Annotated in this window: 21 protein-coding genes; 9 read left to right on the top strand and 12 right to left on the bottom strand. The window is 73.0% G+C overall.

The window, feature by feature from the left end; translation table 11 throughout:
• Positions 1–3 precede the first annotated feature (3 nt).
• The 7 genes from ACF073_RS16145 to ACF073_RS16115 form a co-directional block, all read right to left on the bottom strand.
• Positions 4–1602 carry an acyl-CoA carboxylase subunit beta gene (locus ACF073_RS16145; RefSeq protein ID WP_392070351.1) on the bottom strand — a complete coding sequence of 533 codons (1599 nt, stop codon included), beginning with the start codon at positions 1600–1602 and terminating at the stop codon, positions 4–6.
• Positions 1599–3323 (bottom strand): acyclic terpene utilization AtuA family protein, encoded by a 1725-nt coding sequence (locus ACF073_RS16140; RefSeq protein ID WP_392070349.1) that lies wholly within the window; start codon positions 3321–3323, stop codon positions 1599–1601. Before ACF073_RS16140 ends, ACF073_RS16145 begins: the two co-directional genes overlap by 4 nt.
• Positions 3320–4114 carry a TIGR03084 family metal-binding protein gene (locus ACF073_RS16135; protein WP_392070347.1) on the bottom strand — a complete coding sequence of 265 codons (795 nt, stop codon included), beginning with the start codon at positions 4112–4114 and terminating at the stop codon, positions 3320–3322. The genes ACF073_RS16140 and ACF073_RS16135 overlap by 4 nt, the downstream gene beginning before the upstream one ends.
• Before the next feature lie 372 nt (positions 4115–4486).
• Entirely contained in the window at positions 4487–5470 is a 984-nt protein-coding gene (locus tag ACF073_RS16130; RefSeq protein WP_392070345.1) for a DMT family transporter, read from the bottom strand.
• Between the two features lie 120 nt (positions 5471–5590).
• Complete coding sequence (locus tag ACF073_RS16125) at positions 5591–6727, bottom strand: lipid II:glycine glycyltransferase FemX (RefSeq protein ID WP_392070344.1); 1137 nt, start codon at positions 6725–6727, stop codon at positions 5591–5593.
• Positions 6728–6813: 86 nt separating this feature from the next.
• Complete coding sequence (locus tag ACF073_RS16120; RefSeq protein WP_392070964.1) at positions 6814–7560, bottom strand: metallophosphoesterase family protein; 747 nt, start codon at positions 7558–7560, stop codon at positions 6814–6816.
• A 500-nt stretch (positions 7561–8060) separates the two neighbouring features.
• Positions 8061–11057, bottom strand: coding sequence for an FAD-binding and (Fe-S)-binding domain-containing protein (locus ACF073_RS16115; RefSeq protein WP_392070342.1), 2997 nt, complete (start codon positions 11055–11057; stop codon positions 8061–8063).
• 156 nt (positions 11058–11213) lie between these two features.
• On the opposite strand from ACF073_RS16115, the gene serC reads away from it, so the two are divergent.
• Positions 11214–12332, top strand: a complete 1119-nt coding sequence (serC, locus tag ACF073_RS16110) for a phosphoserine transaminase (protein WP_392070340.1) — start codon at positions 11214–11216, stop codon at positions 12330–12332.
• Positions 12333–12564: 232 nt separating this feature from the next.
• Positions 12565–13314 (top strand): hypothetical protein, encoded by a 750-nt coding sequence (locus ACF073_RS16105; protein WP_392070338.1) that lies wholly within the window; start codon positions 12565–12567, stop codon positions 13312–13314.
• 8 nt (positions 13315–13322) lie between these two features.
• Here ACF073_RS16105 and ACF073_RS16100 read toward each other — a convergent pair whose 3' ends face one another.
• Positions 13323–14309: a WD40 repeat domain-containing protein gene (locus tag ACF073_RS16100; RefSeq protein WP_392070337.1), complete on the bottom strand. Its 987-nt coding sequence runs from the start codon at positions 14307–14309 to the stop codon at positions 13323–13325.
• A gap of 112 nt (positions 14310–14421) precedes the next feature.
• Between ACF073_RS16100 and ACF073_RS16095 the strand changes: the two genes are divergently transcribed.
• The 3 genes from ACF073_RS16095 (at position 14422) to ACF073_RS16085 (ending at position 16851) form a co-directional block, all read left to right on the top strand.
• Entirely contained in the window at positions 14422–15105 is a 684-nt protein-coding gene (locus ACF073_RS16095; protein WP_392070335.1) for an SGNH/GDSL hydrolase family protein, read from the top strand.
• An 88-nt stretch (positions 15106–15193) separates the two neighbouring features.
• Positions 15194–15781: a Uma2 family endonuclease gene (locus ACF073_RS16090; protein ID WP_392070333.1), complete on the top strand. Its 588-nt coding sequence runs from the start codon at positions 15194–15196 to the stop codon at positions 15779–15781.
• Between the two features lie 74 nt (positions 15782–15855).
• Entirely contained in the window at positions 15856–16851 is a 996-nt protein-coding gene (locus ACF073_RS16085; RefSeq protein WP_392070331.1) for an aldo/keto reductase, read from the top strand.
• A 158-nt stretch (positions 16852–17009) separates the two neighbouring features.
• Here ACF073_RS16085 and thpR read toward each other — a convergent pair whose 3' ends face one another.
• Positions 17010–17582, bottom strand: a complete 573-nt coding sequence (thpR, locus tag ACF073_RS16080; RefSeq protein ID WP_392070329.1) for an RNA 2',3'-cyclic phosphodiesterase — start codon at positions 17580–17582, stop codon at positions 17010–17012.
• Between the two features lie 40 nt (positions 17583–17622).
• Here thpR and ACF073_RS16075 point away from each other — a divergent pair, with 40 nt between their 5' ends.
• Positions 17623–18147 carry a GNAT family N-acetyltransferase gene (locus ACF073_RS16075; protein ID WP_392070328.1) on the top strand — a complete coding sequence of 175 codons (525 nt, stop codon included), beginning with the start codon at positions 17623–17625 and terminating at the stop codon, positions 18145–18147.
• A 112-nt stretch (positions 18148–18259) separates the two neighbouring features.
• Here the strand turns inward: ACF073_RS16075 and ACF073_RS16070 are convergent, their stop codons facing one another.
• Together ACF073_RS16070 and ACF073_RS16065 are read right to left on the bottom strand one after the other, a co-directional pair.
• A complete protein-coding gene (locus ACF073_RS16070) occupies positions 18260–19597 on the bottom strand; it encodes an MFS transporter (RefSeq protein WP_392070326.1) in 1338 nt (445 codons plus the stop codon).
• Positions 19598–19621: 24 nt separating this feature from the next.
• Complete coding sequence (locus tag ACF073_RS16065) at positions 19622–20059, bottom strand: MarR family winged helix-turn-helix transcriptional regulator (RefSeq protein WP_392070324.1); 438 nt, start codon at positions 20057–20059, stop codon at positions 19622–19624.
• A 154-nt stretch (positions 20060–20213) separates the two neighbouring features.
• On the opposite strand from ACF073_RS16065, the gene ACF073_RS16060 reads away from it, so the two are divergent.
• Positions 20214–20396, top strand: a complete 183-nt coding sequence (locus tag ACF073_RS16060) for a ribbon-helix-helix protein, CopG family (protein ID WP_392070322.1) — start codon at positions 20214–20216, stop codon at positions 20394–20396.
• 16 nt (positions 20397–20412) lie between these two features.
• On the opposite strand, the gene ACF073_RS16055 is transcribed toward ACF073_RS16060, so the two are convergent.
• Positions 20413–21864 (bottom strand): NCS2 family permease, encoded by a 1452-nt coding sequence (locus ACF073_RS16055; protein WP_392070320.1) that lies wholly within the window; start codon positions 21862–21864, stop codon positions 20413–20415.
• 172 nt (positions 21865–22036) lie between these two features.
• Between ACF073_RS16055 and ACF073_RS16050 the strand changes: the two genes are divergently transcribed.
• On the top strand, positions 22037–22303 hold the full coding sequence (locus tag ACF073_RS16050; protein ID WP_392070319.1) for a DUF2530 domain-containing protein: 267 nt from the start codon (positions 22037–22039) through the stop codon (positions 22301–22303).
• A 59-nt stretch (positions 22304–22362) separates the two neighbouring features.
• The gene (locus ACF073_RS16045) at positions 22363–24759 is read left to right on the top strand and encodes an HAD-IC family P-type ATPase (protein WP_392070317.1); all 2397 of its coding nucleotides are present in this window, start codon (positions 22363–22365) and stop codon (positions 24757–24759) included.
• Positions 24760–24852 lie beyond the last annotated feature (93 nt).

Below are 24852 nucleotides of genomic sequence, written 5' to 3'. Positions count from 1 at the left end.
TCCTCACATCCGGAAGACGCCGAAGCCGCCGCGCGCGCCCTCGTAGGGCGCGGTGTGCAGGGCGGAGAGGCACAGGCCGAGGACGGTGCGGGTGTCGCGGGGGTCGATGACGCCGTCGTCGTACAGCCGCCCGGACAGGAACATGGGCAGCGACTCGGACTCGATCTGCTGCTCCACCATGGCGCGCAGGGCCGCGTCCGCGTCCTCGTCGTACGGCCGGCCCTTCGCCGCAGCCGACTGGCGGGCGACGATCGACAGCACGCCGGCCAGCTGCTGCGGGCCCATGACGGCGGACTTGGCGCTGGGCCAGGCGAACAGGAAGCGCGGGTCGTAGGCCCGGCCGCACATGCCGTAGTGCCCGGCGCCGTACGAGGCACCCATGAGGACCGACAGGTGCGGGACCCGGCTGTTGCTGACCGCGTTGATCATCATCGCGCCGTGCTTGATGATCCCGCCCTGCTCGTACTCCTTGCCGACCATGTAGCCGGTGGTGTTGTGCAGGAAGAGCAGCGGGATGTCGCGCTGGTTGGCGAGCTGGATGAACTGGGCGGCCTTCTGCGACTCGGCGCTGAAGAGGACCCCCTGGGCGTTCGCGAGGATGCCCACCGGATAGCCGTGCAGGGCCGCCCAGCCGGTCACCAGGCTGGTGCCGTACAGCGGCTTGAACTCGTCGAAGTCGGAGGCGTCGACGATCCGGGCGATGACCTCGCGCGGGTCGAAGGGGGTCTTCAGGTCGCCCGGGACGACCCCGAGCAGCTCCTCGGGGTCGTGCTTCGGCGGCTCGGCCGGGCCCGGATCCTCGTACGCCTTGCGGTGGTTGAGGCGGGCCACCACCCGCCGGGCCTGCCGCAGGGCGTCCCGCTCGTCCACGGCGAAGTAGTCGGCGAGACCGGACACGCGCGCGTGCATCTCGGCGCCGCCCAGCGACTCGTCGTCGCTCTCCTCGCCGGTGGCCATCTTCACCAGCGGCGGCCCGCCGAGGAACACCTTCGCCCGCTCCTTGACCATGATCACGTGGTCGGACATGCCGGGGACGTAGGCGCCGCCGGCGGTGGAGTTGCCGAAGACGACGGCGACGGTCGGGATGCCGGCCGCCGAAAGCCGGGTCAGATCCCGGAAGACGGCGCCGCCCGGGATGAAGATCTCCTTCTGGGAGGGCAGATCGGCGCCGCCGGACTCGACCAGGCTGATGCAGGGCAGCCGGTTGGCGAGGGCGATGTCGTTCGCGCGCAGCGCCTTCTTCAGGCTCCACGGGTTGCTCGCGCCGCCGCGCACGGTCGGGTCGTTGGCGGTGATCAGGCACTCCACGCCCGCGACCACGCCGATACCGGTGACGAGCGAGGCTCCGACCGGGTACTCGCTGCCCCACGCCGCCAGCGGGGACAGCTCCAGGAACGGGGTGTCGGGGTCCAGCAGCAGTTCGATGCGCTCGCGGGCGAGCAGCTTGCCGCGCTCGCGGTGCCGCTGGACGTACTTCTCGCCGCCGCCCGCCAGGGCCTTGGCGTGCTCGGCCTCCAGCTCGGCGAGTTTGGCGAGCATGGTGTCGCGGTGGGCCCGGTAGTCGGGCCCCGTGGGGTCGAGAGCGGTCTGCAGAACCGTCACAGCAGGGTCTCCGGTATGTCCAGGTGGCGGGAGCGCAGCCATTCGCCGAGGGCCTTGGCCTGCGGGTCGAAACGGTGCTGGGCGGCGACGCCGGCGCCGAGGATGCCCTCGACGACGAAGTTGAGGGCGCGCAGGCCCGGGAGCGGGTGCCGGGTGACGGGCAGGTCCCGGGTCTCCGGGAGCAGCTGCCGGAACCGGTCGGTGGTCAGCGTGTGCGCGAGCCACCGCCAGGCCTCGTCGGTCCGCGCCCACACGCCCACGTTGGCGTTCCCGCCCTTGTCCCCGCTGCGCGCCCCGGCGACCAGGCCCAGCGGCGCCCGGCGGACCGGCCCGTCCGGCAGGGGCTCGGGGAGCGGCGGGGCGGGTACGGCGTCCAGGGGCCGGGTCTCCCGGGGCGCCGGCACCGGGATGCGGCGCCCGTCGTCGAGGACGGCCCGGTGGCCGACGTCCCCCTGGGGCACGTACACCTCCTCGAACACCCCGTAGGGGGCGCCCTTTCCCGGTGGGGCCAGCACATGGAAGCCGGGGTAGCTGCCCAGGGCCAGCTCCACGGCGGCCCCGCTCAGCGCCCGTCCGGCCACCTGCTGGTCCGGGTCCCGTACGACGAGCCGCAGCAGCGCGCTGGCCGTCTCCTCGGTGTCGGCGTCGGCCCGGTCGGTGCGCACCAGGTCCCACCGGACCTCCTGCGGCGGTGACTTGGCGAGCGCGCCGGCGAGCTGCTCGCGCACCAGGGCGGCCTTGGCCTCGATGTCGAGTCCGGTGAGGACGAAGACGACCTCGTTGCGGAAGCCGCCGAGCCGGTTGAGCCCGGCTTTGAGGTCCGGCGGCGGCGCCTCCCCGCGCACCCCCTCGATCCGCACCCGGTCCGGCCCGTCCTGGCTCAGCCGTACGGTGTCGAGCCGGGCGGTGACGTCGGGGCCGGCGTACCGGGCGCCGCCGGTCTCGTACAGCAGCTGCGCGGTGACCGTGCCGACGTCCACGAAGCCGCCGGTGCCGGGGTGCTTGGTGATGACGCTGCTGCCGTCGGCGTGGATCTCGGCGAGCGGGAAGCCGGGACGGCGTACGTCGCCCTCCCCGAAGAACGCGTAGTTCCCGCCGGTGGCCTGGGTCCCGCACTCCAGCACATGCCCGGCGACGACCGCGCCCGCGAGCCGGTCGTGGTCCTCGGGCCGCCAGCCGAAGTGGGCTGCGGCGGGCCCGGTGACCAGGGCCGCGTCGGTCACCCGGCCGGTGATCACCACATCGGCGCCGGCCCGCAGGCAGGCGGCGATGCCGAAGCCGCCGAGGTAGGCGTGGGCGGCCAGGGTGCCGGCGGGGACACCGCCCGGCAGGGCGGCGCCCAGGTCGTCGCCCTCGACGTGCGCGACCTTCACCGGGATCCCCAGCCGCTCCGCCGACGCCCGTACGGCGGCGGCGAGTCCGGCCGGGTTGAGGCCGCCCGCGTTGGTGACGATCCGCACCCCCCGCTCCCGGGCGAGGCCGAGGCAGTCCTCCAGCTGGCGCAGGAACGTGCGGGCGTACCCGGCGGCCGGGTCCTTCAGCCGGTCGCGGCCGAGGATGAGCATGGTGAGTTCGGCGAGGTAGTCACCGGTGAGGACGTCGATCTCCCCGCCGGTGAGCATCTCGCGCAGGGCGTCGGAGCGGTCGCCGTAGAAGCCGGAGAAGTTGCCGATGCGCAGCGGGCCCGGCGGGCTCGGGTGCTCCGGGTTCACCGCGTTCACCGGGTGGCCTCCTTCGGCGGGCGGCCGGTGCCGGGCGGGCCGGCGAAGGCCTGGGCGATGTCGAGCCAGTGGTCGGCGTCCGGGCCCACGGCCGTCAGGGCGAGGTCGTCCCGGTGGGCGCGCTGGGTGACCAGGAGGCAGAAGTCGAGGGCCGGCCCGGTGACCCGCTGGGCCGCGTCCTGCGCGCCGTACGTCCACAGCTCGCCCGAGGGTGCGGTCAGTTCCACGCGGAACTCGGCGGCCGGCGGGGTGAGTCCGTGCACCCCGTAGGAGAAGTCGCGGGTCCGCACCCCGATCCGGGCCACATGCCGGAGCCGGTCCGTGGGGGGCCGCACCACACCCAGGGCGTCGGCGACATCCATCGCGTGGGCCCAGGTCTCCATGAGCCGGGCCGTGGCCATGGAGGCGGCCGACATGGGCGGGCCGTACCAGGGGAAGCGAGCGCCGGGCGGCGCCGCGCGCAGGGCCTCGGCGAGCGCGGTACGCCCGGTGCGCCAGGTGGCCAGCAGCTTCTCGGGCGGGAGCGCGGCACCCTCCTCCGCACCCTCGTCCACGAACGAGTCGGGGGCGGCGAGCGCCGTCTCGATCAGCGCCTGGAAGGCCCCGGCGTCGGTGACGGCGACCAGCGCCGAGCGGTCGGTCCAGGCGAGGTGCGCGATCTGGTGAGCGACGGTCCAGCCGGGCGCGGGAGTGGACAGGTCCCACTGCTCGGGGCTCAACTCGGCCACGAGCAGGTCGAGTTCACCGCTCTCGGCACACAGGTCGTCGATGACGGGCGTCGGGTCGGCCATGGGGGGAGCATGGCAGCGGGGTCAGAAACAATCAAGCGTGCTTGCATTAATTCGGCCGGGTTCGCTTCGGCCGACGCCCCCGCGCCGGACCGGCGTCACACCGCTTCGACCGGCGGGTACACGGGCTCCCAACGGGCCGCCCGGATCAACCGCCAGGGCGGGCCGCTCTGCCGGGGCGGGCGCCCTGCCCGGGCGGTGCGCGACGGACGCGGGGCGGTGGCCGAAGGGGGGCGCCCGAACGCGGGGCGGCGGTGGCTGGACGCGGGCGCCCGCCGCAGGCCGCCGGCGACCGGGCCGCCGGCGACCGGGCCGCAGGTGAGCGGGGCGCAGGTAACCGGGCCGCAGGTGACCGGGGCGGTCAGGGGGTGGGGCTCACTGGCCCTCGACCGGAAGCGGGGGTGTCTTCGCCCGGCCCACCTGGGTGCGTACCGCGCCGATGCTCGCCGCGATGACCAGGGCGATCGCGGCGGCCTCGGTGGCGGACAGGGCCTGGTCGAGGATGAGGAAGCCGGCCGTGGCCGCGATCGCCGGTTCCAGGCTCATGAGGATGGCGAAGGTGGAGGCGGGCAGCCGGCGCAGGGCCAGCAGTTCGAGGGTGTACGGCAGGACCGAGGAGAGCAGGGCCACCGCCGAGCCGAGGGCGATGGTGACGGGGTCCAGCAGCCGGCTGCCGGCCTCGACGATGCCGAGGGGCAGGAAGAGCAGGGCCGCGACAGCCATGGCCAGGGCCAGGCCGTCCGCCTGCGGGAACCGGCGGCCGGTACGGGCGCTGAAGACTATGTAGGCCGCCCACATGGCGCCGGCCGCCAGGGCGAGGGCGACACCCACGGGGTCCATGTCGCTGAAGCCTCCGCCGCCGAGCAGGAAGACGCCCGCGAGGGCGAGGCACGCCCAGACCGCGTTGACCGCTCGGCGGGAGGCGAGGACGGAAAGGGCCAGCGGGCCGAGGACTTCGAGGGTGACCGCAGGGCCGAGCGGGATGCGGGCGACCGCCGAGTAGAACAGGCCGTTCATCGCGCCCATGGTGATGCCGAAGACGATCACCGTGCCCCAGTCGGCGCGTGAGTGACCGCGCAGCCTGGGGCGGCACACGACCAGGAGCACCACGGCCGCCGCGAGCAGCCGCAGCGTCACCACGCCCAGCGCGCCCGCCCTGGGCATCAGGGTGACGGCGAGGGCGCCGCCGAACTGCACCGAGATACCGCCGGCCAGCACCAGCCCGACCGGGCCGAGCGAGCCGGGCGAACGCAGCGCGCCGAAGCGGCGGTGCCCGCCGGGCGGCGTGACCTGGGGCGGCGTGGTGGTGCTGGGCGTGGTGGTCACGGGCGGTCCTGATGCTTGACGGGGTGGGTTCATCGGGATGTACTGGCAAGTCCAGGGTAATGGACTTCGTCAGGTGCGTGAACCCTTCAAGCAACTGTCCCGCATGCTGGGACCGGACGCCAGGCCAGACCTCCTCGCCACGGCAGGCCACGCTCAGCGCCTGGACATGTAGGCGTCGAATGCCCTGTGCAGCAGCCGGTTCAGCGGGAAGTCCCACTCCCCCGTGTACTCCACCGCCTCGCCGCCCGCGCCGACCTTGAAGCGGAGCAGGCCGAGCAGATGGTCGGACTCCTCCAGGGTGTCGGTGATGCCCCGGAAGTCGTAGACGCGGGCGCCGAGTGCGTGGGCGTCGCACATCATCCGCCACTGCATGGCGTTGTTGGGCTGCACTTCGCGCTTACGGCTGGTGGAGGCGCCGTAGGAGTACCAGACGTGCCCGCCGACGACCAGCATGGTGGCCGCGGCGAGGACGTCCCCGTCGTGGTGGGCGAGGTAGAGCCGCATCCGGTCGGGGTGTTCGGCGGTGAGCGCGGTCCACATGCGCTGGAAGTACGGCAGCGGGCGCGGGAGGAACCGGTCGCGTTCGGCGGTCTCGGTGTAGAGGTCGTAGAAGACGGGCAGGTCGTCGTATCCCCCGCGGACGACCTTCACGCCCGCCTTCTCGGCCTTCTTGATGTTGCGCCGCCACTGCTGGTTGAGCCCGCCGTGGAGGTCCTCCGGCGTCCGTCCCGCACAGGGGACCTGGCACACGTACCGCGGCTGCCCGGCGGCGAAGCCGTCCGCACCGCCGGGCCCGGACTGCCGCCAGCCCATGCGGCGCAGCCGGTCGGCGAGGTCGAGGCCCGGCTCGTACGACGTCGCCGGGACGTCCCGCAGCCGGTGCGCGCCGGGATCGGCGATCGCGGCCTTGACCGCCTCGGGGCTCCAGCGCCGGGTCACCACGGGTGGGCCCATCTTCACCGAGAAGGCGCCCCGGGCCCTGAGGTGGGCCAGCATCGGCTCCAGCCAGCGCTCCAGGTCGGGCGCGTGCCAGTCGATGACGGGCCCCTCGGGGAGATAGGCCAGGTACCGCTTCACCTTGGGCAGCGGTCGCAGCAGCACCAGCCCCGCCCCCACGAGCCGCCCGCCCTCGTCGAACCACCCGAGGCTCTCCGCCCGCCAGTCGGGTTTCACGTCCCCCCACGACGGCACCTGCATATGACTGACCGAGTACGCCGAGGACGACGAGGACACCCAGGCCACGAAGGCGAGGTGCTCGGCGCGGGGGACGGGGCGGAGGGTGAGCGACATGGGCGGGGCTCCTTCGGGGACGAGGCATGCTCCCCCTGTTCGGCGGCCCGGCCGGTCTGCCGGTGAAGAGCGCGAGTCGGTTCGCCTTACGAAGTGTCCCGCCCGTCCTTCGGTCCCCAAACCCCCAGCACCTCCGTGTCCGTCGCCCGGGCGTGGAGGAAGTAGTCGGCCCACTCGGCGATGTCCGGGTAGGCGCACTCGCGGGTCAGGCGGGCGACGGCCGCCGGGATGTCGTACGGCGTCACCCGCAGGTCGGTGCCCGGGCCGAGCAGGCACCAGTGGGCGCCGGGGCGGCCGTAGGGCATGCCGACGCTGCCGGGGTTGACCACCAGGCGGCCGTGGGCCAGGCGGACGTAGGGCATGTGGGTGTGGCCGCAGACGACCGTGCCGATGCCGGGCGGCAGGCCGGTGAAGACCTCCGCCCAGCGGGCCGGGCGGGAGTCGACCAGGACCAGTTCCTCGTCGTCGCGCGGGGTGGCGTGGCAGAACAGCACCGTGCCGAGGCCGCGCACGCGCAGGGTGCGGGTCCTGGGGAGGGCGGCGAGGAAGTCGACCTGCTCGGCGCGGAGCGCCCGCGCGGCGAACGGCCCGATGGGATCGGGGATCCCGGTCCGCTCGCCCCTGCGGTACTCCACCAGTTCGCGGTCCGCGTTCCCCCCGATCCACAGCACCCGCTCGCCCTGCTCCCGCAGCAGGTCCAGCACCTCGGCCGGCTGCGGGCCCGCCGTGATGTCCCCGGTGAGGACGATCCGGTCGGCGGCGGCCACTTCGGGCTCCGCCAGCACCGCCTCCAGGGCGGGCAGCACACCGTGGATGTCGGAGAGGACGGCCAGGCGGGTGTACTCCTCCCCGGCAGCCCGGTCCCCGGCCGCCGGGTCCCCGACCGCCGGGTCCCCGACCGCCCGATCCCCGGCCACCCGGCCCCCGACCGCCCGGCCTCCAACCGCCCGATCCCCGGTCACCCCGTCCCCGGCCGCCGAGCCCCCGACCGCCCGATCCCCGGTCACCCCATCCCCGGCCGCCAAGTCCCCGACCGCCCGATCCCCGACCGCCCGGTCCCCGACCGCCCGGCCTCCAACCGCCCGGCCTCCAACCGCCCGATCCCCGGTCACCCCGTCCCCGGCCGCCAAGTCCCCGACCGCCCGATCCCCGAATGCCCGGCCTCCGACCGCCCGATCCCCGACCGCCCGGTCCCCGAATGCCCGGCCTCCGAATGCCCGGCCTCCAACCGCCCGATCCCCGGTCACCCCGTCCCCGGCCGCCGAGTCCCCGACCGCCCGGTCCCCGCCTGCCCGGTCCCCGACCGCCCGGCTTCCAACCGCCCGATCCCCGGTCACCCCGCTTCCCCGTCCGACGCGTCCAGCGCCTGTGCCAGCACCTCCGCCAGATGCTGGCCCCGGACCCCGCCGAGCTGTTCCAGCTGGGTACGGCAGGAGAAGCCGTCGGCGAGGATCACGGTGTCCTCGGATGCCTGGCGCACCGACGGCAGGAGCTGTTCCTCGGCGCAGGCGCGGGACACCTCGAAGTGGCCTTTCTCGAAGCCGAAGTTGCCCGCCAGACCGCAGCAGCCGCCGGCCAGCTCGCCGGTGAGCCCCGCGGCGGCGCGCAGCCGGCGGTCGGGGGTGTCGCCGAGCACCGCGTGCTGATGGCAGTGGGTCTGGCCGGTGACCGGGCGGTCGACGACGGGCGGGGTCCAGTCGGGGGCGTGCTGCTCCAGGGCCTCGGCGAAGGTGCGGACCGCGGCGGCCAGCCGGGCCGCGCGGGGGTCGTCGGGCAGGAGTTCCGGCAGGTCGGTGCGGAGGGCCGCGGCGCAGCTCGGTTCCAGGACGACCACCGGGACCCCGGCCCGCAGCACCGGTTCCATCAGGTCGAGGGTGCGGCGCAGCACCGTGCGGGCGCGGTCCAGCTGGCCCGTGGAGATGTAGGTCAGGCCGCAGCAGACCCGGGCCCGGCGGGCCTTGAGCAGCGCGGTCGCCGCCCGGGTGGCGCCGTCGGCGATCGCTCCCCGGCGCGGCAGCAGCGTCGGCGGGAGGGCCACCCGCAGCCCGGCGGCCTCCAGCACCCGCACGGCCGCCTGGCCGACGGACGGCGACAGGTGCTCGGTGAAGGTGTCCGGCCACAGCACGACCAGGTCCCCGTCACCTGGAGCCGGCGACCGACCCTCCTCGACGCCCTCAGCCGCCGACGGACCCCCCGCGCCCCCGGCCGACGGACCGCCCGACCCCTGAGCCGGCAGGCTCCCCGCACCCCCCGTGTCCGGTGCCGGCTTCCGTCTCCCCCACCACCCCGTGAACGTCTCCGTCGCCAGCCGCGGGATCTCCCGTTCCGGTGCTATTCCGCCCAGGCGTTTGCCGGCGCGGGCCAGCGGGCCCACCGCCGCGAGGGCGTTGAGGAGGGGGGCCGTGCGGGTGCGGGCGGCCCAGCGGAGCCACTCCGGCAGCCGGCCCATGCTGTGGTGGGCGGCGGGGCGGCGGCGGCCGGCGTAGTGGTGGTGCAGGAACTCCGCCTTGTAGGTGGCCATGTCGACGCCCACCGGGCAGTCCGAGCGGCAGCCCTTGCAGGACAGGCAGAGGTCCAGGGCCTCCTTGACCTCGGGCGAGCGCCAGCCGTCGGTGATCAGCTCGCCCGCGAGCATCTCGTGCAGCAGCCGGGCCCGGCCGCGTGTGGAGTGCTGCTCCTCGCCGGTCGCGCGGAAGGAGGGGCACATCACGGCGGGCCCGGACACCGTGGTCGTACGGCACTTGGCGACGCCGACGCAGCGGCGCACGGCCGCGGTGAAGTCGCCGCCGTCGGCCGGGTAGCCGAAGGCGACGTCGACCGGTTCGCGGGGCAGCACCGCGAAGCGGAGGTTCTCGTCCAGCCGGGCCGGGCGCACCAGCATGCCGGGGTTGAGCAGGTCGTCCGGGTCCCACACCGCCTTGGCCCGCTCGAACAGCGCCACCGTCCGCGCCCCGTACATCCGCGGCAGCAGTTCCGCGCGGGCCTGGCCGTCGCCGTGCTCCCCGGAGAGCGAGCCGCCGTGCGCCACCACCAGGTCGGCCAGTTCCTCGGAGAAGTGCCGGAAGCGGCCGATGCCCGCCTCGGTGAGCAGGTCGAAGTCGATGCGGACGTGGATGCAGCCGTCGCCGAAGTGGCCGTACGGTGCACCGCGCAGCCCGTGGGCCGAGAGCAGGGAGCGGAAGTCGCGCAGATAGCCGCCGAGCCGGGCGGGCGGCACCGCGCAGTCCTCCCAGCCGGGCCACGCCTCGCTGCCGTCGGGCATCCGGGTCGCCGTGCCGCTCGCGTCCTCGCGGATCCGCCACAGCGCGCGCTGGGCCGCCGCGTCGGTCACCACCAGCGCGTCCACGACATCGGCGGCGCGCACGATCTCCGCCGCGTGCGCGCGGGCCTGCGCCGCCGTCTCCCCGCCGGTCTCCACGAACAGCCAGGCGGCTCCAGCGGGCAGCGCCGCGCCGGCCGGCACCAGGTCGGCGGCCATGCCCTCCACCGTGAGCGGGCGCAGCGGCAGCAGGCCCGCCGCCGCGTCCGCCGCCGCGCTCTCGTCGGGGTAGCCCAGCACGGCGAGGGCACGTGCGCGAGGGGCCTCGACCAGGCGGACCACGGCCTCGGTGAGAATGCCGAGCGTGCCCTCCGAGCCGCAGAAGGAGCGGGCGACGTCCGCGCCGTTCTCCGGCAGCAGCGCGTCCAGCGCGTAGCCGGAGATGCGGCGGGGCAGGTCCGGGAAACCCGTGCGCAGCCGGGCCAGTTCGCTCTCCGCCAGCTCCCGGAGCCCCTCCGGGGCGCCCGCCCAGCCGGGGCCGAGCCGCAGCCGCCGCCCGCGCGCGGTGACGACGGACAGCTCCCGCACGCTGTCCGCCGTCGTGCCCCAGGCCACCGAGTGGGAGCCGCACGAGTTGTTGCCGATCATGCCGCCGAGCGTGCATCTGCTGTGGGTGGAGGGATCGGGGCCGAAGCGGAGTCCGTGCGGTGCCGCCGCCTCCTGGAGGCGGTCGAGGACCAGCCCCGGCTGCACGACCGCCGTACGGCTGCCCGGGTCGAGCTCCAGCACGCCGTTCATGTGCCGGGTGAAGTCCAGCACCACCCCGGTGCCCGTCGCCTGCCCGGCGATCGACGTGCCGCCGCCGCGCGCCACCACCGGAACTCCGCGTGCCCGGCACACCTCCAGCACGGCCGCCACGTCGTCGGCGTCCGCCGGGGCCACCACCCCGAGCGGGACCCTCCGGTAGTTCGACGCGTCCATCGTGACCAGGGCCCGGGCGGTGAGGTCGAAGCCCACCTCGCCACGGACGGCCTTGCGCAGTGCGCCCCCGAGATCCGCAAGATCTGTCATGCGTCCAGGATGCATCCGATCACGGACAGTCACCGCACGTTTTCCACAACCCCGTGCGTATTGTCGTACGACATCACAACCCCGCGTCCCGGTGATCTCGTCTCATCGAACGGACAACCCTCCACCCCGCTTTCCGCCACCGGTTAACCTCCTCACGTGGCCGACATCCAGATTCCCGCTGACATCAAGCCCGCCGACGGACGCTTCGGTGCGGGCCCCTCCAAGGTGCGGACCGAGGCGCTGGACGCCCTCGCCGCCACCGGCACGTCCCTGCTGGGCACCTCCCACCGTCAGGCGCCGGTCAAGAACCTGGTCGGCAGGGTCCGCGAGGGCATCTCCGAGCTGTTCTCGCTGCCCGAGGGCTACGAGGTGATCCTCGGCAACGGCGGCTCCACCGCCTTCTGGGACATCGCCACGCACGGCCTGATCGAGGAGAAGTCCCAGCACCTGAACTTCGGTGAGTTCTCCTCGAAGTTCGCCAAGGCGGCCAAGCTCGCCCCCTGGCTGGCCGAGCCCACCGTCGTCGCCGCCGACCCCGGCACCCACCCGGAGGCACGGGCCGAGCAGGGCGTCGACGTCTACGCCTTCACCCACAACGAGACCTCCACCGGTGTCGCCATGCCGATCCGGCGCGTGGCCGGCGCCGACGAGGGCGCGCTCGTCCTCGTGGACGCCACCTCCGGCGCGGGCGGCCTGCCGGTCGACATCGCCGAGACGGACGTCTACTACTTCGCCCCGCAGAAGTCCTTCGCCTCCGACGGCGGCCTGTGGATCGGCGTCTTCTCGCCGGCCGCGATCGAGCGCGCCGAGCGGATCCACGCCTCCGGGCGGCACGTCCCGGAGTTCTTCTCGCTCCCCACCGCGATCGACAACTCCCGCAAGAACCAGACGTACAACACCCCGGCCCTCGCCACGCTCTTCCTCCTGGGCGAGCAGCTGGAGTGGCTCAACGGCCAGGGCGGCCTGGCCTGGTCCACGGCCCGTACGAAGGACTCCTCGACCCGCCTGTACAGCTGGGCGGAGGAGTCGAAGCACGCCACCCCGTTCGTCACCGACCCGGCCAAGCGCTCGCAGGTCATCGGCACGATCGACTTCTCCGACGAGATCGACGCCGCCGCCGTCGCCAAGGTGCTGCGCGCCAACGGCGTCGTGGACACCGAGCCGTACCGCAAGCTCGGCCGCAACCAGCTGCGCGTCGCGATGTTCCCGGCGATCGACCCGGCGGACGTCGAGGCGCTGACGAAGTGCGTCGACTACGTGATCGACAAGCTGTAGCCGCACCGGCGGTACAGGGAAAGGGCGCCCGGCGGACCACCGCCGGGCGCCCTTTCTCGTCCTCACTCCCCGCCGGACCGCTCCTCTGCCCCGGCAACAGAGATCCGCGTTCCCCTTCCCACCGATATCTCGTGACAATGGGGGTATGGGTGTGTTCGTTCGGATTGCCTGTCGTCTTCTCGTCGTCTCCCGTGTCCCGCGCACGTCCGCGCACGCTTCGAGGAGTCCCTCCATGCCAGCCATGCCTGCCATGCCTGTCGTGTCCGCACGCCGCCACCGCCGTACCCCGCTGACCGCCTCGGTCCTGCTGACCGCGCTCGGCGCCACCGCCGTACTGCCGGTGGCGACCGCCGCCGCGACCGCCGCCGCCGCGCCCGCCGCCGCCGAGGCCACCGCGGACGCCCGCTACGCCGGGAAGGCCGTCGCCATCGGCAAGGACCTGGTCGCCGTCCTGCGCGACGACCCCGGGGCGGGCGGCCCCGAGGCGTGGATCCGGGCCGTGCCGCCGCACTGGCGCTCCGGTGACGCCTACCTGTACCGCGTCCTGGACAAGCTCGACCGGGGGCACCCGGCCGCCGTCCAGCGCGGTCTCTCCCTGCGCCTGGCCGGCGCGGGCGGCTCCGCCCCCGAGCTGCGGGTGACCGGCGCCGGGGGCGGCGAGCACAGCTACCCGCTCCCGAAGGCCGGCACCCCCGACGCCCGGGGCTGCACCATCGTCAAGGAGAACTTCATCGGGGCCGGGGTGGTCGCCGTGCTGAGCAACGGGCCCGAGGGGCCGTCGGCGTTCTTCAAGGACGCCGGTGACGGCACGCGCTTCGGCGGCGTCGTCGACCGCGCCCACCCCTCGTTGCCCAGGAGCGCCGGGTTCCTCGCCCGCATCGTCGGCCCCGACGGCTCCGCTCCCCGGCTCCTCACCACCATGGAGGGCGGCGGACACCCCGTCGGCACCACCGCGTTCCCGGAGCCCGGCTGCCGGAAGTAGCGCTCCGCCTACCGCCGCCGCAGCCGCCGCAGTCCCAGCACCGCGGCCACCCCCACGGCGGCGATCACGACCCCGGCCTTGAGGCCCGCGCCCCCGCCCGTGCCCCCGCCGGCGTCCGGACCCCCGCTCGCCGAGGGCGACTTCGCGTCGGGCCGGTCGGGGGCGTCCTCCGCCTTCACCGCGCTGCCCGCGCCCTCGCTGCCGTACATCAGCTTGGTGCCGTCGGCGGAGTACGACACGGACTCGCCCTGCCCCTGCAAGGGCACGTCCAGGCTCCCCTTGCGCTCGATCCGGCCGCCGTTCCAGTCGTAGTGGATGCCGCCGAAGTAGCCGCGCACGGCGAGGTGCCGGCCGTCCGGGGAGAAGGCCGCGTCGGTGGCCCACAGATCGACGGCGGCGACGGGCTTGAAGACGTTCGCGCCCGACGTGGAGAGGGTGGCCGGGCCCTCGTACAGGTGCCCGCCGTCCTCCTTCTTGTCGATGATGTAGACGCGCCCGGTCTTCGGGTGGACCATCAGCGACTCGGCGTCCCGCGGCCCGTCCGCGTACTTCACGACGTACTGCGTGGCCGTGATCGTCTGGTCCGTCAGCCGCTTCGGCTCCGGCAGCCGGTATATCCACACGTACGGCCATCTGCCGCCGAGGTTGTCGCCGATGTCGCCGACGAAGATCTCGTTGTGCGGGCCGACGGAGATGGCCTCGACATCGCGCGGCGAGCCGATGCCGCGCAGGGTGATCCGGGCGACGGTCCTGCCGGTGGCGCTGTCCACGGCGTACAGGTACGGCCCGTCGTCGCTGTCGTTGTGCGTCCAGTAGATCCCGGGGTGCAGCCGGGAGGCGGCGAGCCCGCTGGACTCGGTGATCCGCGGATCCTTGAGGGTGAACCCCTGGTCACCGGCGGAGTCGCCGGCGAAGGAGCCGTCGGCGGCGGAGGCGGGCAGCGCGCAGGCACCGGTGAGCAGCGCTCCGGCGAGGACGGCGAACGATCGACGCATGCCCCAAGCCTGCCATTCCCCCCGGGGGTTCGGCCGGGGCGATCCCGCGGCACCCACCGGACGTGGCGGGCGTCACATCGCACGGCCGCGCGTGATCGTCCATCATGAGCGGATGCTCAGATTCATGCCCGTGGGTGACTCCATGACGATCGGGAGCGCGGGCGAGCACACGTGGCGTTACCGGCTGTGGCGCCACCTGTGCACCTCGTACGGCGGCCCCTTCACCTTCGTCGGCCCGCGCGAGGAGCTGTACGACAAGTCGTCCGACGCCCCCGTCTCGCTCGCCTACGCGGACCCCGACTTCCCGCGCGCCCACCTGGCCGGCTGGGGCGAGGGCTGGCTGCACATGGCGCCGCTGATCGGCGAGGCCGTGCGCCGGCACCGCCCGGACGTGCTGCTGGTCTCCCTCGGCCTGATCGACCTGGGCTTCTACACGAACGCCGAGCAGACGGCGGAGAACGTCCGCGCCTTCATCGCTCGGGCGCGGGAGGCCGACCCGCGCATCCGCCTGGTGCTGCTGCCGGTGATACCGAACATCCGGGCCGCCGCCGACGCGGACTTCGCCGAGCAGGTGGACCGGTTCAACGTCCTGCTCGCGAAGGCGGTCGCCGACCTCGACGAGCCCCGCTCCCCGGTCCTGCTGGCCTCGCCGCCCGGCTGGTACGACATCCACACCGACACGTACGACGGCACCCACCCCAACGAGAGCGGCGAGCACCGGATCGCGGAGGCGTTCGCGGCGGCGATGTGGGAGGCGTGGGGGCTCGGACAGGCGTACGCGGCCGGAACGGACTGACTGGTTCACGTGGTATCCCGGTGACCGTGCGTATCGTTGAACCGCGCGGCCGCGTCTGTCCACGGGGCGGCCGGGGAGGAGCGCCACGATGACCGTCCTCGAAGACAGGATCGAGATGGCCGAGGAGCCCGGAGAGCCGACGCTGGACGACATGTTCGAGTCGCTCGAGCGGACCACCCCCGAGGGATACAAGGTCGACATCGTCGAGGGGGCCATCTTCATGACGCCGCAGCGGGACACCCACTGGGAGATCATCCTGGACATCGTCGAACAGCTGCGCACCAAGTATCCGCGCAAGCGCATCAAGTCGGACGTCCGCATCGACTATCCGGGCCATCTCAACGGCTTCGCGTCTGACGTCACCCTCGTGGCCGAGGACGCCGAGAAGACACCCGCCGGCCGCTGGCTCTGCGACGACGTCACGTTCGTCGCCGAGGTCATCTCGAAGGGCACGGCTCACAACGACTACGGCCCCAAGAAGGCCGCCTACGCCACCGCCGGGGTCCCCGCCCTCCTGGTCGCCGATCCCTACCAGGGCAAGTGCCACCTCTACAGCCAGCCCAAGGACGGGGAGTACCTCAGCGAACTGACGGTCGTCTTCGGGGCGGACGTCGACCTGACCGGCACCGGCGTGGACCTGGTCCTCACGACCGGCGACTTCCCGCGCGACAAGTAGCGGCCGCGCCACCCGCTGCCCTTGCGCCGCGAGCCCTTGCATAGAGCGCACTCCAAGCCGTTGGCTGGTGGACCATGGAGTACACGCAGCTCGGACGCACGGGGCTCAAGGTCAGCAGGCTCGTCCTCGGGACGATGAACTTCGGCCCGCAGACCGACGAAGCCGACAGCCACGCGATCATGGACGAGGCGCTGGCAGCGGGCATCAACTTCTTCGACACGGCCAATGTGTACGGCTGGGGCGAGAACAAGGGACGGACCGAGTCCATCGTCGGCGACTGGTTCGCCCAGGGCGGCGGCCGGCGCGACAAGGTCGTCATCGCCACCAAGGTGTACGGCAACATGGGCGCCGACGGGCAGCCCGCCTGGCCCAACCACGACAAGCTCTCCGCGCTGAACATCCGGCGCGCGGTGGACGCCAGCCTGAAGCGGCTGCGGACGGACTACATCGACCTCTACCAGTTCCACCACATCGACCGGGACACCCCGTTCGACGAGATCTGGCAGGCGATCGACGTCCTCGTCCAGCAGGGCAAGATCCTCTACGCCGGCTCCAGCAACTTCCCCGGCTACAAGATCGCCCAGGCCAACGAGACCGCCGCCCGGCGCGGCGGCACCATCGGCCTGGTCAGCGAGCAGTGCCTGTACAACCTCGCCGAGCGCCGCGCCGAGATGGAGGTCATCCCGGCCGCGCGGCAGTACGGCCTCGGTGTCATCCCGTGGTCGCCGCTGCACGGCGGTCTGCTGGGCGGGGTCCTCAAGAAGGAGGTCCAGGGCGGTCGCCGCGCCTCGGGCCGGGCCGCCGACACCCTGAACGACCCGGCGGCCCGCGCGCAGATCCAGGCGTACGAGGACCTGCTCGACAAGCACGGCCTCGCACCCGGTGAGGTGGCACTGGCCTGGCTGCTGACCCGGCCCGGGGTGACAGGACCGATCGTCGGCCCGCGCACCGCCGAGCAGCTCCGGTCGGCCCTCAGGGCGACGGAGCTGGAGCTGAGCGAGGAGCTGCTGAGCGGCCTTGACGACGTCTTCCCGGGCCCGGGTCCGTCCCCGGAGGCGTTCGCCTGGTAGGCGCCGAGGCGCGCGTCGGCGTCGAGGGGCGGCGCTCCGGCGGGAGCGGCGCCCCTCACCGCTATCTGACGGCCGACGCCACGGCCACCACGACGAACATCAGCACGAGCGCACCGGCCATGATCCGGTTCCGGGTCTTCGGGTCCACGCGGTCGAGCCTAGCTGCCCGCGCCCAGCGCCCAGCGGTCGGCCACCTCGTACCGCGGCTGCTCCCCCGGCACCCCGGACCCCGGCAGCACGCTCCGCACCAGCGCCGCCTCGGTGACGGTCCAGCTCCGGCCGGCGAACGCGTGGAGCAGCTCCACGCAGGGGCGCACGTCCACCGCGTCCCGGCTGCGGGCCAGGGTGAGATGGGCCTTGTAGCGGCGGTGCTCGCCCATCGGCACCCCGGCCTTGCGTGCCGCCGCCTCGGCCCGGTCGGCGAGCAGCCGCAGCGCCTCCGTTCCGCCCCGGGCGCCCGCCCACAGCGTGCGGCCCTGGCCGAACTGGCCGCCGCCCGCGACGGCGAGCGGGAAGGGTTCCGTGCGGCGGGCCGCGCGGGCCAGGCGGTCCGCCAGGGCGGGGACCAGGTCGTCGGCGACCTCGCCGTAGAAGGCGAGGGTGAAGTGCCAGCCGGGGCGGCCCGTCCAGCGCAGCCGGTCGGCGCCGGGCAGCCGCCGCAGCCGGTCCACCTCGGCGGCGAGTTCGTCCGCGACGTCCTCGGGGGGCAGTACGGCGGCGAAGAGTCTCATGGGCCTCACGATCCCAGAACCGGGCGGGCATGATGGGGCGATGACGATCACCCTGCGCGAAGGCGGCCCCGACGACCTGCCCGTGCTGCTCGGCATGCTCGACAGCAGCGTGGAGTGGCTGGTGGCACAGGGCAGGACCGCCCAGTGGGGCACCCGGCCCCTGTCACGGAGCGAGGGGACGGTGGCGGCGGTGACCCGGGCCATGGCGGAGGGCACCACGTACCTCGCCGAGGTCGACGGTGCGCCGGCCGCCACGCTCACCCTCACCGACGGGCCCGGCGCCTATCTGTCCCACCTTCCGGCACCCGGCGAGCCGGAGCGGTACATCCACTGGCTGGCCTCCGACCGCCGCTTCAAGGGGCTGGGCGCGGGCAGCGCGCTGCTCGCGCACGCCGCCGAGGAGACCCGGCGGGCCGGGGTGGGCCTGCTGCGCGTGGACTGCTACGCGGGCGGCGACCGCCGGCTCGTCGCCTACTACGAGGCCAACGGCTTCACCCCGACCCACACCTACACCCACGGCCCCGACGACTGGCCGGGACAGGTACTGGCCCGAAGGGTGCGCTAGGAAGCACCGGGCCCCTCCGGGACGTTCACGCGGGCCGCCCCGGGCCGCCGGTACCGGCGCAGGCTCCGGTACGGAGGGTCCGCCGGGAAGACGGCGGGACCCTCCGGGACGTTCACGCCGCCGTCGCCAGCTGCTCCCGGTCGCGCGGGACGAAGGCGACCCGCGGATGGCCGCGGTGCCAGCCGACCGAAAGGCGCAGGCCGCCGATGCGGACCAGGACCAGGCCGATCGTGCCGGCCGCGAGGGCCGACACCAGGCCGCCGGCCGCGAAGCCGACCCGGGCGCCGTAGGTGTCGGTGATCCAGCCGACCACCGGGGCGCCCAGCGGTGTGCCGCCGACGAACACCATCATGAACAGGGCCATCACCCGGCCGCGCATGGCCGGATCGGTGGACATCTGCACGGTGGTGTTCGCGGTGACGTTCACCGTCAGGCCGAAGATCCCGATCGGCACCATGAGCAGCGCGAACAGCCAGTACGACGGGGCGAAGGCGGCCACCGTCTCCAGGATTCCGAAGGCCGCCGCGGCGCCGATCAGGACGCGCAGCCGGGCCGTGCCGCGCCGGGCGGCGAGCAGGGCGCCGACCAGGGAGCCGACGGCTATCAGCGTGTTGAAGAGGCTGTACCCGCCGGCGCCCGCGTGGAAGACGTCGTCCGCGTAGGCCGACAGCCACACCGGGAAGTTGAAGCCGAAGGTGCCGATGAAGCCGACCAGGACGATCGGCCAGATCAGCTCGGGCCGCTTCGCCACATAGCCGAGGCCCTCGCGCAGCTGGCCCTTGCCGCGCGGTGTGCGCTCGACCACGTGCAGCTCGCGGGCGCGCATCAGCAGCAGGCCCGCCATCGGCGCCGCGAACGAGAGGCCGTTGGCGAGGAACGCCCAGCCGGTGCCCACGCCGGTGATCATCAGACCCGCGACGGCGGGGCCGACGAGCCGGGCGGACTGGAAGTTCGCCGAGTTCAGGCTGACCGCGTTCTGCAGCTGGTCGGGGCCGACCAGCTCGGAGACGAAGGACTGGCGGGCCGGGTTGTCGATCACCGTGGCCAGTCCGACGGCGAAGGCCGCGACGTACACGTGCCAGACCTGGACATGGCCGGACAGGGTCAGCGCGGCGAGCAGCAGACCGGTGACGGCCATGGCGGACTGGGTGACCAGCAGGGTGGGCCGCTTGGGCAGCCGGTCCACGAGGACGCCGCCGTACAGACCGAAGAGCAGCATCGGCAGGAACTGCAGGGCCGTCGTGATGCCGACGGCCGCCGAGGAGCCGGTGAGGCTGAGGACGAGCCAGTCCTGGGCGATGCGCTGCATCCAGGTACCGGTGTTGGAGACGACCTGGCCGAGGAAGAAGAGGCGGTAGTTGCGGATCCGCAACGAGCTGAACATCGAGGACTTACGGGGGTGGGGGACGGTCGGTGCGGGGGCGGAAGGTATTCCGGATCCCGGACTCAAGACGGTTCGCCTCCTCGGGCAGGGTTACAGGTGTGCGAGCTTCTCCAGCACGGGGGCGGCGGCACGCAGGGCGGCCCATTCGTCCTCGTCGAGGCCCTCGGCCAGACCGGCCAGGAACGCGTTGCGCTTGCGGCGGCTCTCTTCGAGCATGGCCTCGGCCTGCTCGGTCTGGCTGACGACCTTCTGGCGCCGGTCGTCGGGGTGCGGTTCGAGACGGACCAGCCCCTTGGCTTCGAGCAGCGCGACGATACGGGTCATCGACGGCGGCTGGACGTGCTCCTTGCGGGCCAGTTCACCCGGGGTGGCCGAGCCGCAGCGGAAGAGGGTGCCGAGCACCGACATCTCGGTGGGGCTCAGCGACTCGTCGACGCGCTGGTGCTTGAGCCGACGGGACAGCCGCATCACGGCGGAGCGGAGAGCGTTCACGGCGGCAGCGTCGTCGCCATGGGAAAGGTCCGGCATGTTCTTTAGAGTAACTCATTACCCTGACTAAAGACCACCGGGACACGCCGCGATGCCCGTGACGCCCGCCACCGAACCCTCCGATCACCCGTATGAGTGAGCCGGTTCCGGAAAGCGACGCACCGGGCGGCCCGGTATGGCGACCCTCGTACGCATGGGGACCAGTGTGCTCAGCCTGCGGATAGACGGGGAGCTGCTCGAAAGGCTCCGGCACCACGCGGCCAGAAGAGGAATGAGCGTCCAGGACTATGTCGTCCGGACGCTCATTCGGGATGACTTCGACGAACGGTTCCAGACCGCCGTCGAGGAGACGGAGAAGTTCTACGGGGTCACCTGAGGCCCCGCGGGCGGGCTCAGGTCAGGCCCAGGGCCGGCATCAGGTAGTAGAAGGCGAAGACGGCCGAGACGGCGTACATCGGCACCGGGATCTCCCGGGCCCGCCCGGCGACCAGGCGCAGCACGGTGAAGGTGATGAAGCCCATGCCGATGCCGTTCGTGATCGAGTAGGTGAACGGCATCATCAGCATCGTCACGAAGGCCGGGATCGCGATGGTGTAGTCGGCCCAGTCGATCTCCTTGATGGAGTTCGACAGGATCAGGAAGCCGACCGCGATCAGCGCCGGGGTGGCCGCCTGGGACGGGACCATCGTGGCGATCGGGGTGAGGAACAGCGACACGGTGAACAGGCCGCCGGTGACGACGTTCGCGAGACCGGTGCGGGCGCCCTCGCCGACGCCCGCCGTGGACTCCACGAAGGCGGTGGTGGCCGAGGAGGAGGCGGCGCCGCCCGCGGCGACCGCGAGGCCGTCGACGAGGAGGACCTTGTTGATGCCGGGCATGTAGCCCTGGGCGTCGGTCAGCTTGGCCTCGTCGCTGATGCCCATGATCGTGCCCATCGCGTCGAAGAAGCACGACAGCAGGACCGTGAAGACGAAGAGGATGCCGGTCAGCACGCCGACCTTGGCGAAGCCGCCGAACAGGCTGACCTGGCCGACCAGGCCGAAGTCCGGGGTGGAGACCGGGTTGCCCGGCCACTTCGGGACCGTCAGGCCCCAGGACGGGATCGTGGCGACCGCGTTGACGATCACCGCGAGGACGGTCATGCCGACGATGGAGATGAGGATCGCGCCCGGCACCTTGCGGACGATCAGCGCGAAGGTGAGCAGCGCGCCCAGGATGAAGACCAGCACCGGCCAGCCGGTGAGGTGGCCGCCGGTGCCCAGCTGGAGCGGGACGGTGGTCTGGGCGGCGTCCGGCATCCGGGTGACGAAGCCGGAGTCGACCAGGCCGATCAGCATGATGAACAGGCCGATACCGATCGAGATCGCCTTGCGCAGGCCGAACGGCACCGCGTTCATCACGCGCTCGCGCAGGCCCGTGGCGACCAGCAGCATGACCACGAAGCCGGCCAGCACGACCATGCCCATGGCGTCCGGCCAGGACATGCGCGGGGCGAGCTGGAGCGCGACGACCGAGTTCACGCCGAGGCCGGCGGCGAGCGCGATCGGCACATTGCCGATGACACCCATCAGCAGCGTGGCGAACGCGGCCGTCAGCGCGGTCGCCGTCACCAGCTGGCCGTTGTCCAGGTGGTGCCCGTACATGTCCTTCGCGCTGCCGAGGATGATCGGGTTCAGCACGATGATGTACGCCATCGCGAAGAAGGTGGCGAAGCCGCCGCGGACCTCGCGGGCGAGGGAGCTGCCCCGCTCGGAGATCTTGAAGTAGCGGTCGAGGGCGCCGTAGGCGGGAGAACCGCCCGGCCTTTCGGGGGTGGGGGCCTTGGCAGGTGCCGAGGTGGACATGCGGATCCTCATCACCAGCGGGGTTCCCCCGAGCCCCGTTGGAGTTTCATACGAATGGAAGTGGTCATAGACAAACGGTTTCAGTATGAACGTATGACTGCGACTGCGCTATCTCCGCGCGTAGACCTGATCGGCTCGTGAGCGGCCCCCCGGTGGCCCATAAGCTGTCCCCATGGCCAAGTGGACCCCCAAGCACGAGGCGCCCGAGCCCCTGGAGGGCCCCGTGGTCGCCACCATCACCGGCGGCACGATCGTGTGGTTCGTGCTCTTCCTCGTCCAGCTCCCCTTCTACGGCTGGTACGCGGACCACGACCACCTGGTGTGGCTGTGGACCTGCCTCGCGGGCGGCGGGCTCGGCCTGATCGGCATCTGGTACGTGCGCAGGCGGGACGCCGCGATCAAGCGCGCGGCGGCCCTGGGGTCCTCCCTGGCGGAATGACGGCGCGGACCGCCAATTCCGGTGGGCGGGTGGGCAAATCCACACGTACCGTCGAATGCATGACCCATATAGACGCGGGCGCCGAACTCGACCCCGTCCACCCCGTGGCGCTGCCCGCGAGCCGCTCGGCGGGGCTGACCGGCGCCGAAGTGGCGGAGCGGCGCTCCCGCGGGCAGGTCAACGACGTTCCGGTGCGCAGCAGCCGGTCGCTGGGGGAGATCGTCCGGGCGAACGTCTTCACCCGGTTCAACGCGATCATCGGCGTGCTCTGGCTGGTCATGCTGTTCGTCGCGCCGATCCAGGACAGCCTCTTCGGCTTCGTGATCCTCGCCAACACCGGTATCGGCATCGTCCAGGAGTGGCGGGCCAAGCAGACCCTGGACTCGCTCGCGGTGATCGGGGAGTCCCGGCCGACGGTGCGCCGGGACGGCGCGGCCACCGAGGTGGCCACCGACGAGATCGTGCTGGACGACCTCATCGAGATCGGCCCGGGCGACAAGGTCGTCGTCGACGGGGTGTGCGCGGAGGCGGACGGTCTGGAGATCGACGAGTCGCTGCTCACCGGTGAGGCCGACCCCGTCGTCAAGCACCCCGGCGACCCGGTCATGTCCGGCAGCTTCGTGGTCGCGGGCGGCGGCGCCTTCAAGGCCACCAAGGTCGGCCGCGAGGCGTATGCCGCCCAGCTCGCCGAGGAGGCGTCCCGCTTCACGCTCGTCCACTCCGAGCTGCGCTCCGGTATCTCCACGATCCTCAAGTACGTGACGTGGATGATGGTCCCGGCGGCCGTCGGGCTCGTCATCACCCAGCTCGTGGTCAAGAACAACGGTCTCAAGGACGCCGTGGCGCGCACGGTCGGCGGGATCGTGCCGATGGTCCCCGAAGGCCTGGTGCTGCTCACCTCGGTGGCCTTCGCGATCGGGGTGATCCGGCTCGGCCGCAAGCAGTGCCTGGTGCAGGAGCTGCCGGCCATCGAGGGCCTGGCCCGCGTCGACACCGTCTGCCTCGACAAGACCGGCACGCTCACCGAGGGCGGCATGGACGTCACCGAGCTGCGGATGCTGGACGGGGCGGACGAGACGTACGTGCGCAAGGTGCTCGGCGCGCTCGGCGAGTCCGATCCGCGGCCGAACGCCTCCCTCCAGGCGATCATCGACGCCTACCCGGACAGCGTGGACTGGCGCTGCGTCGAGTCGCTCCCCTTCTCCTCGGCCCGCAAGTACAGCGGGGCCGCCTTCAGCGAGGGGGACGGCGAGAGCAGCACCTGGCTGCTGGGCGCCCCGGACGTGCTGCTCGCCGACGGGGACCGGGCCCTGGCCGAGACCGAGCGGCTCAACGAGCAGGGGCTGCGGGTGCTGCTGCTGGCCCGCGCCCGCCGCGACCTGGACGACGCCGAGCCGGCCCGGGGCGCCCTGCCGACCGCCCTGGTCGTGCTGGAGCAGCGGCTGCGGCCCGACGCCTCCGACACCCTGCGCTACTTCGCCGAGCAGGACGTGCGCGCCAAGGTCATCTCCGGGGACAACGCGGTGTCGGTCGGCGCGGTCGCCGCGAAGCTGGGCCTCGCGGGTACGGCGGTCGACGCCCGGCACCTGCCCGAGGACCCGCCCGCGATGGCCGAGGCGCTGGACGAGGGCACCGTCTTCGGGCGGGTCACCCCGCAGCAGAAGCGGGACATGGTCGGCGCGCTCCAGTCCAACGGGCATACGGTCGCGATGACCGGGGACGGCGTGAACGACGTCCTGGCGCTGAAGGACGCGGACATCGGGGTCGCCATGGGCTCCGGTTCGGAGGCCACCCGCGCGGTCGCCCAGATCGTGCTGCTGGACAACAGCTTCGCGAGCCTGCCCTCGGTGGTCGGCGAGGGCCGCCGGGTGATCGGCAACATCACGCGCGTGGCGACGCTGTTCCTGGTGAAGACGGTGTACTCGGTGCTGCTCGCGGTGCTGGTGGTGTGCTGGCAGGTGGAGTACCCCTTCCTGCCCCGGCACCTGACCCTGCTGTCCACCCTCACCATCGGCGTCCCGGCCTTCTTCCTGGCCCTCGCGCCCAACAAGGAGCGGGCCAGACCGCACTTCGTGCGCCGGGTGATGCGGTACGCGGTCCCGGGCGGTGTGCTGGCGGGCGCGGCGACCTTCGCGACCTATCTGCTCGCCCGGCACCACTACAGCGGCAGCGGCGCCCTGGACGCGGAGACCAGCGCGGCCACCCTGACCCTGTTCCTGATCTCCATGTGGGTGCTGGCGATCATCGCCCGCCCCTACACCTGGTGGCGGGTGGCGCTGGTGGCCACGATGGGCGTGGCCTTCCTGCTCGTCCTCGCGGTCCCGGCGCTGCAGACCTTCTTCGCGCTGAAGCTGGTCGGCATGGCGATGCCGTGGACGGCGGTCGGCGTGGCGGTGGCGGCGGCGGCCGTCCTGGAGTACCTGTGGCGCTGGGTCGGCCGGCGGTTCCCCGACTGAGCCGGCGGTTCCCGACTGAGCGGACGTCCGGCCGAAAAAACGTTCCGCCCCCGGAAGCGCCGGGCGCGTCCGGGGGCGGAACGGGCGGAACAA

The organism is Streptomyces sp. NPDC015171 (genome assembly GCF_043079545.1).
Lineage (GTDB): Bacteria > Actinomycetota > Actinomycetes > Streptomycetales > Streptomycetaceae > Streptomyces.
The sequence above is the reverse complement of the archived record's forward strand: the minus strand, read 5'-3'. Positions and strand labels throughout refer to the sequence as shown.